Genomic DNA, 10,415 nt, shown 5'->3' with positions numbered 1-10,415 from the left:
CTGGACTATGTGGAATTGAGCGATCGCCGCGATGATCTGGTCAAAACCTTATCGGGTGGTATGAAGCGGCGCTTGCAAATTGCGCGGGCACTCCTGCATCAGCCGCAAATTTTATTTCTCGATGAACCCACGGTCGGCCTTGACCCCCAAACCCGTCGCCGCCTTTGGGAAATTATTAAGGGATTGAATCAGCAGGGCATGACGATTCTGCTCACGACGCACTACATGGAAGAAGTGGAGTACCTGTGCGATCGCATTGGCATTATGGACAGTGGCAAGCTGATTGAAATCGGTACGCTAGAAGAACTCCGCCGCGCCCACGGGGAAGGGCTGGTGATGAAACAAAATGGCGATCGCTGGGACTATAAGTTCTTCCCGACCCTGGCAGAAGCGGATTCTTACTTGGAAAAGCAAGCCGATAAAACCGGACTGATGGTACGTCCGTCAAATTTGGAAGATATCTTTGTAGAATTAACGGGACGAAATCTCGATTAGATTACGAGGGGCGTATCGGGTTATGCCATCCCTTGCCAGCAAAATTGAAGCAATTCTGTACCTGAAAGCGCAACCGCTCCCGATTGCCAAAATTGCAGAGTTTGCCAACTGCGATCGCGACGATGCCGAAGAGGGCTTGCTGCAACTGATGACCGATTACGCCCACCGAGAAACCGCGTTGGAAATTATCGAAACGCCCAAGGGTTACTGTCTCCAGCTTAAAGAGTCGTTTCAGGATCTGGTGCACACCTTGGTTCCAGTCGATCTGGGGGTGGGGGCACTGCGAACCTTAGCGGCGATCGCCCTCAAAGGCCAAATTTCGCAAACAGACCTGGTAGAGTTGCGTGGATCGGGAGTGTATCAGCACGTTCCGGATCTGGTGGCTCAGGGCTTTGTGCGGAAGCGTCGCCAGAGTGATGGGCGTTCCTTTTGGCTCCAGGTGACGGAAAAGTTCTATCAGTATTTCCAGATTGACCAACTTCCCGAAATCACGCCGAATTTCACCGCAGAGGATGAGCTTGATTCTGAATTTGAGGAAGACCTGGATGAGGATCAAATCGATTCTGAATTTGATGAGGAGGACGTTGAGCGTGAAGATGATGAGCTTGAGGCCATGTCGGACGTGACGTAGACCTCTAAGCCGTAAATCCGCATCCATTGAGAAGCCGGGAATCGGATTCCGTATGACAGCCCTTTTTATCCTTGGACATGTCGCCAATGTCATGAACGATTGGCACAACAAAACCTAGGCTGTTACACCTAGGTTCGTCCTGTGATACTGAATCCGATTCGCAAAGTAAGTAGGTGACCCTAATTAAATGTAGGATGTGTTAGGCGTAGCCGTAACGCATCAAATCCTTTGACAGCATGGGTTACGCTATCGCTAACCCATCCTACGAAGAGCTTTATTTATTTACGACTATCTACTTAGCACTATTTCAGAGACCCCTCCCAACCTCCCCTTGCTCTAGACGCGAAGCGGCTTCCCGCAGGGTAGGGGATGTGCCGTCAGGCGGTGGGGTTAAGTGTCACCCCAGAACAGGATTCCGTGAAGGTGACTTTCTGGCCGCGATAGGTTCCGTAGATGGGGAGTTCAGGGCTGATGATGGAGGTTTGGTTGGGGTTGTACTGTTGGCCTCGGTATGTGAGTTGCATGGGGCTGTCTCCGTGTTGTGAGTGGTTCCTTTCGGTATGTCCCTATCATGCGGGAAACGCCCAGCAGAAAAAATCCTGATCCATTCAGGTTTGTTCAGGAGTTGCGATCGCCCCAAGGTTTCGATTTCAACGTAGCCAGATTTAGCCTAACTGTAGGTGCGTCCGCGCCATTGTTTGGGGGTCTGCACCGACGAAATCAGTATTCGGAAAACCGCTACCGGATCAGCCAAGGGGGATAGCCAGAACGTCCAAGCTCCCCGGGCTTGCGAAAAGTCGTAAGACGGTGCGATCGCCCACAGCAACGCCACTCGAATCAGCATCAGCACTCCATTCAGTCCTAGGGCTGCCCATACCGTTGTATAGCTATGACCTGTGGCGATCGCCCCTATCCAGATCGGCAGCGTCAATAATGGCAGCGCTTGAACGGTGGTGAGAAATAGCAGATCCGCCCATTTCTGCCCCGGAGAGCAGGCATCTTTCAGATCGAGCGATCGCCCCCATTCGCGCCAGGTTTCTGCCATCCCTTCATACATGCGAACTTTCAGTACCTTTGCGCCATCGAGAAAACCGACCTTTGCGCCCTTGGCCGCCGCGAACCGGGCCAGGGTGACATCATCACAAAAGGACTGGCGAGCACTGGTGTAGCCGCCCAGCTCCACAAGGAGCGATCGCCGCGAAAGGAAGCATTGTCCATTCGCCATCACCCGCTCTGCCCCATCCGCCGCGCCACCGGAGGGGCCAAACCGATAAATGAGCGTCATCAGCAGCGCAGGCTGGAGCCAACATTCCCCAGCATCCATCAAAATGAAGCGGGGCGAGAGGGAAATCAGGTCATAGTGTTCCTGTTCTGCGACCTGGATCACACTGGCGATTAACCCCGGCTGCGGCTGGGTATCGGCATCAATGCCTAACACCCAGGTGCTGGATTCTGCACTGTTCAAAAATCCGGTATGCAGCGCCCACGGTCGCCCAACCCAGCCCGACGGCAGCGGATCGTCATAGATGACTCGGAATCTTGGATCGGTTTGCTGCACGGCCTTTACTCGATCCACGGTGCCATCCTGGGAGCGACTATCCACCACAATCACTTCCCGCAGTTCATACCCCTGCTGACTTAAACCAGTGAGACACGGATCAATCCGTGCTTCCTCATTCAGCGTGGGAACCACAACGCTCACCGTACCCAATTGCTCGGGATTGGCACGGACGGGACGGAGGGGCGATCGCCGTGTAGGGCCTTGAAATAATCGCGCTAACCAAAGGCAGACAAAGGGAATTTGCACCAGGAGCAGTATCGTCGCCAAGATCCCGATTCCCATTTCCCCAAACCCAAATGCTGAAACCTCTATATCCAAAACTATCTATGCCGTGCGGTAAGGTTGACACATAAAAGCGTGGAGTCAGTCCAAATCCTAAACTCCACGCTCAATCAGGATCTCAATAGATCTCAGTCCTGCTACTTTGAGGACGCGGCAACGGAGGGAGCCAAGGAACTGGCGTCTGTAGACTCCTGCTCAGGGGCGATCGCCTGATCTGCTACGTCCATCCCTCCTGCCCGCTGCCAGCACAGCACTGCCGGAGCGACACCCAGCACAATCCCCAAGAGAACCGTTTGCCAGAACCCAGCCCCCAGGCTCATCACCGTCGCAAATAGGAAGTTACCGAGGTAGACGATTAGCGCAAAGGTGACTTGCGATCGCGTCAATCGCAGCGGCTGACCTCGCCAAAGTAATGTCGCCACTCCCATGAATACGGATCCGGTGAGCATCCAGCCTGCAAAGTTTTGATAGGGCATGCCGAAAAATGCGCCCGGGTGATGCCAGTACCAGAAAGGCATGGCCGTTTGGCTCATGGCCGGATCAAGCACAAAATCCCAGGAGGTCAACAGCACCGCACCCAGCAACACCGCTGCAATCTGCCGCCACCATGCCATTGGGCGGAGGCTATTTGGATCCTGCAACCGTTCTGGAGAGTCCAAGCCAGCTCGCGCCAACAGGTAGGACGAAATCCCCAGGTAAAACCACGACAGCGGAATCGTGAAGGGAACCAATCCCGAAATTTTGTATCCCAGTCCACTCAGGTAACTATAGTCTCCAAAGGGAAAGCCTGTACTGGTTCCCAGCAATTCGCTGGATAGGGAAATAGCGATCGCTGGAATCATAAAACTCAGCCAAGATTTAAGTCCCAGGGTGCGATAGGCATAGATGGAAACGGCGATCGTCCCCAAAAGGATATAGACCACACCACCGCCAGCCATGCTCCACCGGAACATCGTTTGTCCCGCAGGCAGCAGCGACAGAATTTCAGGATGGGGCATGACCCACAGTAAACCCGCCAAGCCAAACGCCATCGAAACTAAATGACCCACTAGACAGGCGCGCTCTATCGTTAGCAATCGCTTCATACAGACTCTCCAGAGACGTTGAGTGCTAGAACAGACCCAAAAACTTAATCCTTAGTTTACAAATGTTTTGTTACAAAAGTTCAGAAAAGCTCCCTGGAATCTCTCGCAATTTCTAATTCGGCGGGTGTAACCCCGCTCAGTTTGTCCCGGTTCTTCGCTAACACACCAATCTCAGCCGTTCAAATGCTCTCGGCTAGTCAGTTAGCCTGTTTAACCTAAAGTATGCTTCTGAGCCGAATTGGGGCGTCGGATTCCAGCAAATTTGCTTAAAAATCGCGAAGGGTGTACCGTCCAGTAGATAGTAAAACGTTGACCTCCACGGGATAGTAAGGAACGACAATGGGCGGCATTGCACTTGGACTAACCATCTTAGGAATTGTGCTGATTGGGGCTTGGCTGCTGATCGAGCATCAGTACCAGCGGCGTCCCGGCAATCGTCTTGAACTGACCGCAGGAGATTGGAACCTCGAAGTTTACGAGCCTAATCATTACCTATTGGTTGGTGAGATGGAATTGGTGAACCTCACGAAACGTCTGGAGATTATGGTTCCAGAGGTGTCGGTTGAGGTGACGCTGCTCTCTAAAGGTTCCCTCGATCAAATCACCCACCAAATCCGGATCACCCCTCATCATCCCGATGCGCCTGCCCGTCCCGATGGCTACTGGTTTGGCTACATTGTCAAAATCGGGAAGACCACCAAGTTTGAGGTCGCCCTGGATATCTATGGCCCAAACCTCAACGATCTGCAAGCGGCCTGGATTCGCGTTCGCTACGTCACCTACGGCCCCCAAGGACGCATCCCGAAACTACGGCATGTGATTGTGCCCTTGGCCTTTCCCGCCGCTGCCGATCAACCCCAGCGCTGGCGACCGACGGCTAAGGCAGATGTGCTCCCCATCAAAACCCATCTCCTGACCCACTTGGATGATCCGGTCGAGGTGGTTCAACGCTACGTCCTGCCCCATTCCCAACCCGGCGATATTGTGACCATTGGCGAAACGCCGATCGCCCTGATGCAAGGTCGCTTTCATCACCCGACGGATGTGAAGCCCGGATGGTTAGCGAAACGACTGTGCTACTACTTCATGCCCACCTCGAGCTTGGCGACGGCCTGCGGGATGCAATCGCTGGTGGATATTGTGGGTGCGCCGCGTGTCTTCTTTGCCTTTGTTGGGGGGGCGATCGCCAAAAAGCTGTTGGGTAAACCGGGCATGTTTTATCAACTGGCAGGGGAGCAGGCACGCTTGATTGACGATGTCACGGGAACCCTACCTCCCTACGATCAGTTCATCGTCCTTGGCCCCCACAACCCTCAGCAGGTGGTCGATCGCATCCAGCGAGAAACGGGATTAGGGGCGGCCATCGTGGATGTGAATGATTTGCGGGCGGTCAAGGTGCTGGCGGCATCGGCGGGTTTAAACGAAGCCTTCTTGACCGATGCTTTGATCAGCAATCCAGCCGGAAATGCTGATGAACAAACGCCTGTGGTTTTGATCCGCCCGACCGAGAGTTCTTTGGCTCCCCCCAAGCCCTAGCGAATCCCTAGAGTGATGATTGTGGATTCTGCTGTGCGCCAGAATCGACTCATGATTCATGAAATGGGCGATAACCTTGAACTTTTCCGGTGTTTATGATGTATAAGCGATAGACTGGAAGAGAAAGAATAGGCTTCGGATGCTTCGGCAATCAACCGCTATGACGTCTTCTCTATCCATTAAGCTCCATATTCGTCCATTTCAGTACCGAGATTTGGATGATATTGAAGTGCTCATTCAAGCTCGGCAGCCCTCTGGTGGATCTCAAGATGCGGAGGATAGCGGCGATCGCCCCCTCAGCCTCATCCAACAGGTTCGCCGCTGGTATGGCCCGGTCAAAGCCCTGAGCATTGTGCCGAATCCCCTTCAACATTTATTTTCGGCCTACGTTGCTGAGTACGACGGTCAACTCTGCGGCATGATTCAGGTATCGCCCTTTAACCGCAGCCGTTCGACGTGGCGGGTCGATCAGGTGGTGAGTCAAGCCGTTGTCACCCGGTCTGGTGAAAAGTTGCTGGCGCTGGATATCGGATCCCAACTGCTGCGCTACTGCTTTGAAAGCATCTGGGAAGCACGCACATGGCTGATTGAGGTCGATGTGAACGATGGGGATACCCTAGCCCTCTACCGCCATAACGGATTCCAACCCCTCGCTCAGATGACCTATTGGGCGATCGCCCCCGACATTATTCAAACCCTAGCCCAGCATACCCCCGATCTGCCCAATCTTTTACCTGTGGGGAATGCCGATGCGTTCCTGCTGCACCAGTTAGACACGGTATCGATGCCGCCCCTCGTCCGCCAAGTGTTCGATCGCCAAACGATTGATTTCAAGACAGGGCTGGCAGGGTCAGTCGTAGAAAGTGGTAAGCAGTGGGTGAACCGCACGGAGAGCAAAACAGGGTATGTGTTTGAACCACAGCGCAAAGCGGCGATCGGGTTCTTTAAGCTCAGCCTGAGTCGCAATACCTCCCAGACCCCAGAGGCCGATTTAACCGTGCATCCTGCCTATACCTGGCTCTATCCAGAGCTACTCGCCCACATGGCGCGACTGGTTGAGGAATCATCACGGCAAACCCTGCGCCTCGCCTCAACGGACTATCAATCAGAGCGGGAAGAATATCTCGCCAAGATTGGTGCAGAGCAGACGGAACACACGCTGCTGATGTCGCGCTCGGTATGGCATAAACTGCGGGAGGCTCGGCCTACGGCGTTGGAGAACCTGCAGCTTTCTGAAATGCTTCAAGGGCTGCAACCTGCTCGCAAGCCGATTCCTAGCCGTCTCTCCTTCCTGGACTCAGCTCAGGAGGCCATTCAAAAAAATCGTAAGCCTTCATCGCATCGAGGAAATTCAAACGGGCATCCTGCTACAAATCCGTCCTTGGGAACGGGCATGGAGTGGGAGGTTGATCCGTCTTCGTCTGATTCATCGACTCCGTCCCAAGGCTAATGGCAGAGCGGATAGCGGCTCTAGGGCTGGATGTTGGGCGCAAGCGCATTGGGATAGCCGGGTGCGACGGTACGGGCTTGATTGCGATCGGACTGCTGACCATTGATCGTCGTTCTTTTGCGGAGGATGTGGCGCTGCTGCGAGATCTGGTGACTGAGCGGCAGGTTTCCCAACTGGTGGTGGGATTGCCCTACACGATGGACGGCGAGCTTGGGTTTCAGGCGCGGCAGGTGCAAAAGTTTGCTGATCGCCTCTCTAAAGCCCTCCAACTTCCGGTAGAGTACGTGGATGAGCGGTTAACGTCCGTGGAGGCAGAGCAGTTAATCCAAGGCGAAGGGCGATCGCCCTCCCAAAATAAAGCCTTGATCGATCGGAAAGCGGCTGCTCTGATCTTGCAGCGGTGGCTGGATGCACGGCGAACAAGCTGAACAGTATAATCATCAACTTCTTTCTTAAAGAACCCTTTGACTTTTAAACAAAACTCGACATTCTGACCTATTATGGGCTTTCTAGACGGGGCACACGGAGACGCGTGGATGAACAACAACGATTTTGATATTGAAGAAGATACGATTAGCCTGGCGGATGAAGAGGGGCGATCGCTCGTGTGCTACGTCGAGAAATCGATCGAAGTGGACGGACGCGAATACCTCCTGCTGTTTCCGATTGATGCTCCCGTTCAAATCTTTGCGTGGGATGACGATGCTGAAGATGAAGACGAAGCGTTGTTTGACCTAGAAGATGACGAGGTTGACGAGGTTTTTGATACGGCGCGCGCGGTATTAGCGGAGCAAAATTTGACCCTGAACCGATCAGCGCTGACCTTGACGGCCAAAGGCGAATTGCCCGAAGCCCAGGAAGACGACGTGATTACCCTTAATCTGGATTGGGATGATCAAGAACCGACGGAAGAGTCGTTTCAAATCTTGGCTCGATTTTTCCACGAGGAGCAGGAGTATATTATGTGTACCCCCATCGATCCGCTGCCCATCTTTGCGCAGATGGATGGCGACGAACACTTGAAACTCTTGGAGCCGGAGGAGTATGAGATGGTGCGATCGCAGCTCGAAGACCAATTGTTTGATGATTTGGACTAGGATTGCAGCACGTTCAAGGGCAGGACAAGGCGATCCGATCTGCCGTATCGCTTATTCCTACGCTCTTGGCTTGTTGTAATACCAGCAATTTGCCGACTTGACCCCGCCATCATGAGTAACTCTCGCCGCATTTCCAAATTGTTTTTCTACCTTCTGCTGCTTCCTGCTGTGATCGGTGTAGCAGCATGGCAGGGGTGGAGCTGGTGGAGTTGGGCGACTGCGACTGTGGTGTCTCTAGACGAGGCAACGACTCAATTATCAGACGAGGCAAGCGTACAAATCGAAATTCCTCCCGGTACCTCTGCTCAGCAGATTGGCGAGGATCTGGAAGCGGCAGGGCTAATTCGGTCAGCCACGGCATGGAAGGTGTGGACACGGGCACAGCATCTCACCAATCGGGAAGGAGGATTCCAGGCTGGAACCTACGAGCTATCGCCGATGGATCCCCTAGGAGCGATCGCCGATACGATTTGGGAAGGGGATGTGGTGCAGGTCAGCATCACCATTCCGGAAGGTTGGAACATTCAACAGATGGCGGAGTATTTAGAAGCCCAGGGGCTGTTCCCAGCAAAGGACTTTATTGCCGCTAGCCAGACTATTCCCTACGACGAGTATCCGTGGCTGCCAGAAAATCTGCCCCATCTCGAAGGCTTCCTGTTCCCAGACACCTACGTTTTACCCGATCCCGCAACTCCAGATGCGATCGTGCGTCAAATGCTGACCCAGTTTGAGCAGGTAGCCCTTCCCATTTATGACGAGGCCAACTCTCCCTATTCCTTGTTGGAGTGGGTGACGCTTGCCAGTATTGTGGAGAAAGAAGCGGTTGTGGGTGACGAGCGATCGCTAATTGCCAGCGTATTTGCGCGTCGTCTCACGGAAGGGATGACTCTGGGGGCCGATCCGACGGTGGAATATGCCCTTGGTATTCTCCAAACCCCCGATCGCCCCCTGACCCTCCGGGATGTCAACACGCCCTCGCCCTACAACACCTATCTGAACCCTGGTCTGCCCCCAACCCCCATCGCCAGTCCCGGAATTGACAGTTTAGAAGCCTCCCTATCCCCCGACGATACAGACTATCTGTATTTTGTGGCGCGATATGATGGCACTCACGTTTTCAGTCGAACCCTGGCCGAACATGAGGCTGCTCAGGCTGAGATTCAGGATGGCTTGGCGGCTCAGCAACACTCAGAATCTGGTTCGGTTAACTGAACTGAATATGCAACCGCATCTACGCCGCTGGTGTTCGGATTCACCCTCGTCTTTCCTATTAGGTCTGGATGAACCCAGTCCCCTACTCCCGAGGAAGAGGAATCTGTTTCGGCTGTAGCCGAGCCTCCTCCTGCCTCCACGCTACTGTTTTTGCCGAAAGTGTTATGTCTTGGGGTATTTTGCTACAACCTGATTTGATTTTGGGAGACTCCGTGTTGAGCCTCACGCTGGAGATGCTGAAACAAAACAACATCAAGGGTCTGGTCTTAGATGTGGATGACACCCTGGTTCACTTCCGGTCAGTCGAGGTGTCCGAGGAGGTGCAGCAATGGATTCAATCTCTGAAACCGTTTGTCCGCATTTGGCTGGTCAGCAACAACATGAGTCGGCATCGTATTCAGCACATTGCCACGATCTTGGACGTTCCCTTCATTGTTGGGGCACGGAAACCGTCGCGACGGAAACTACGGCAAGCGTTAAAGGCCATGCAACTTCCCGTTGCTCAGGTCGCCATGGTGGGCGATCGCCTGTTTACGGATGTGTTGGCTGGAAATCGCCTGGGCATGTTTACCGTGCTTGTGGAACCGATGACGTTACCCTCTCTCACGGATCGCAAGAGCATTGTGCGGGTACTGGAGGTCTGGCTATCGCGAATTCTGGGTGCCACGATGCCAAAGCAGCATAAGTATTCGAAACTTAACGAATCAACAGAAAGGGAAATATAAAGAAAAGATTACGTCTACAGGAAATCACTGGAATCCCTGACATAATACCTATAAATTCAAATGGAGCCAGCTAATATAAAGGTTCTAATTATAAAAAGTTTGTTTAATAAGGTTTAAGAGCGCTGACTTCGCAGTTTTAGAAGTCGGCGTTCTTTGTTTTTGATTTTTTCCGGAGGCGGTATTGATTTCCCGTCCATGATCTGCGAGTCTTTTGGACGGTGCAGATCCGGTTTCGATTACTAAGAGGATATTTGAAAATTCAAGAGTTGTAATGATAAGCACTAGTCGATCCCCCCTAGCCCCCCTAAAAAAGAAGGGGACTGGTTCGGAAGCTGGTTGAC

11 protein-coding genes are annotated in these 10,415 nt (G+C 53.2%); 8 read left to right on the top strand and 3 right to left on the bottom strand.

Features of this window, described 5'->3' with window-relative positions:
* The coding region (locus IGR76_19410) for an ABC transporter ATP-binding protein (protein MBF2080618.1) at positions 1–495 on the top strand (495 nt) is incomplete at its 5' end.
* A gap of 22 nt (positions 496–517) precedes the next feature.
* Complete coding sequence (gene scpB / locus IGR76_19405; protein ID MBF2080617.1) at positions 518–1,126, top strand: SMC-Scp complex subunit ScpB; 609 nt, start codon at positions 518–520, stop codon at positions 1,124–1,126.
* Positions 1,127–1,503: 377 nt separating this feature from the next.
* Here scpB and IGR76_19400 read toward each other — a convergent pair whose 3' ends face one another.
* From IGR76_19400 to IGR76_19390, 3 genes are all read right to left on the bottom strand, one after another.
* Positions 1,504–1,650 (bottom strand): DUF4278 domain-containing protein, encoded by a 147-nt coding sequence (locus IGR76_19400; protein MBF2080616.1) that lies wholly within the window; start codon positions 1,648–1,650, stop codon positions 1,504–1,506.
* Between the two features lie 146 nt (positions 1,651–1,796).
* On the bottom strand, positions 1,797–2,969 hold the full coding sequence (locus IGR76_19395; GenBank protein MBF2080615.1) for a glycosyltransferase: 1,173 nt from the start codon (positions 2,967–2,969) through the stop codon (positions 1,797–1,799).
* A 137-nt stretch (positions 2,970–3,106) separates the two neighbouring features.
* Positions 3,107–4,054, bottom strand: coding sequence for a carotenoid biosynthesis protein (locus tag IGR76_19390; GenBank protein ID MBF2080614.1), 948 nt, complete (start codon positions 4,052–4,054; stop codon positions 3,107–3,109).
* 339 nt (positions 4,055–4,393) lie between these two features.
* On the opposite strand from IGR76_19390, the gene IGR76_19385 reads away from it, so the two are divergent.
* From IGR76_19385 to IGR76_19360, 6 genes are all read left to right on the top strand, one after another.
* Entirely contained in the window at positions 4,394–5,590 is a 1,197-nt protein-coding gene (locus IGR76_19385; protein MBF2080613.1) for a F420-0:Gamma-glutamyl ligase, read from the top strand.
* A 160-nt stretch (positions 5,591–5,750) separates the two neighbouring features.
* The gene (locus tag IGR76_19380; GenBank protein MBF2080612.1) at positions 5,751–7,040 is read left to right on the top strand and encodes a GNAT family N-acetyltransferase; all 1,290 of its coding nucleotides are present in this window, start codon (positions 5,751–5,753) and stop codon (positions 7,038–7,040) included.
* Positions 7,040–7,468, top strand: coding sequence for a Holliday junction resolvase RuvX (gene ruvX, locus IGR76_19375; GenBank protein ID MBF2080611.1), 429 nt, complete (start codon positions 7,040–7,042; stop codon positions 7,466–7,468). The genes IGR76_19380 and ruvX overlap by 1 nt, the downstream gene beginning before the upstream one ends.
* A gap of 108 nt (positions 7,469–7,576) precedes the next feature.
* Positions 7,577–8,137: a DUF3727 domain-containing protein gene (locus IGR76_19370; protein MBF2080610.1), complete on the top strand. Its 561-nt coding sequence runs from the start codon at positions 7,577–7,579 to the stop codon at positions 8,135–8,137.
* 111 nt (positions 8,138–8,248) lie between these two features.
* Complete coding sequence (mltG, locus tag IGR76_19365; protein ID MBF2080609.1) at positions 8,249–9,349, top strand: endolytic transglycosylase MltG; 1,101 nt, start codon at positions 8,249–8,251, stop codon at positions 9,347–9,349.
* Positions 9,350–9,513: 164 nt separating this feature from the next.
* Positions 9,514–10,074, top strand: coding sequence for a YqeG family HAD IIIA-type phosphatase (locus IGR76_19360; GenBank protein ID MBF2080608.1), 561 nt, complete (start codon positions 9,514–9,516; stop codon positions 10,072–10,074).
* Positions 10,075–10,415: the final 341 nt, after the last annotated feature.

Source organism: Synechococcales cyanobacterium T60_A2020_003 (genome assembly GCA_015272205.1).
In the GTDB taxonomy this organism is placed as follows: Bacteria; Cyanobacteriota; Cyanobacteriia; order RECH01; family RECH01; genus JACYMB01.
Note: the sequence above shows the minus strand (reverse complement) of the source record. Positions and strands in the feature narration are given on the sequence as shown.

Coding starts and splice junctions, on each gene's coding strand:
- IGR76_19395 (MBF2080615.1), bottom strand. CDS start 2,969: ATGGGAATCGGGATCTTGGCGACGATACTGCTCCTGGTGCAAATTCCC.
- ruvX (MBF2080611.1), top strand. CDS start 7,040: ATGGCAGAGCGGATAGCGGCTCTAGGGCTGGATGTTGGGCGCAAGCGC.
- IGR76_19370 (MBF2080610.1), top strand. CDS start 7,577: ATGAACAACAACGATTTTGATATTGAAGAAGATACGATTAGCCTGGCG.
- IGR76_19390 (MBF2080614.1), bottom strand. CDS start 4,054: ATGAAGCGATTGCTAACGATAGAGCGCGCCTGTCTAGTGGGTCATTTA.
- scpB (MBF2080617.1), top strand. CDS start 518: ATGCCATCCCTTGCCAGCAAAATTGAAGCAATTCTGTACCTGAAAGCG.
- IGR76_19400 (MBF2080616.1), bottom strand. CDS start 1,650: ATGCAACTCACATACCGAGGCCAACAGTACAACCCCAACCAAACCTCC.
- IGR76_19385 (MBF2080613.1), top strand. CDS start 4,394: ATGGGCGGCATTGCACTTGGACTAACCATCTTAGGAATTGTGCTGATT.
- IGR76_19380 (MBF2080612.1), top strand. CDS start 5,751: ATGACGTCTTCTCTATCCATTAAGCTCCATATTCGTCCATTTCAGTAC.
- IGR76_19360 (MBF2080608.1), top strand. CDS start 9,514: ATGTCTTGGGGTATTTTGCTACAACCTGATTTGATTTTGGGAGACTCC.
- mltG (MBF2080609.1), top strand. CDS start 8,249: ATGAGTAACTCTCGCCGCATTTCCAAATTGTTTTTCTACCTTCTGCTG.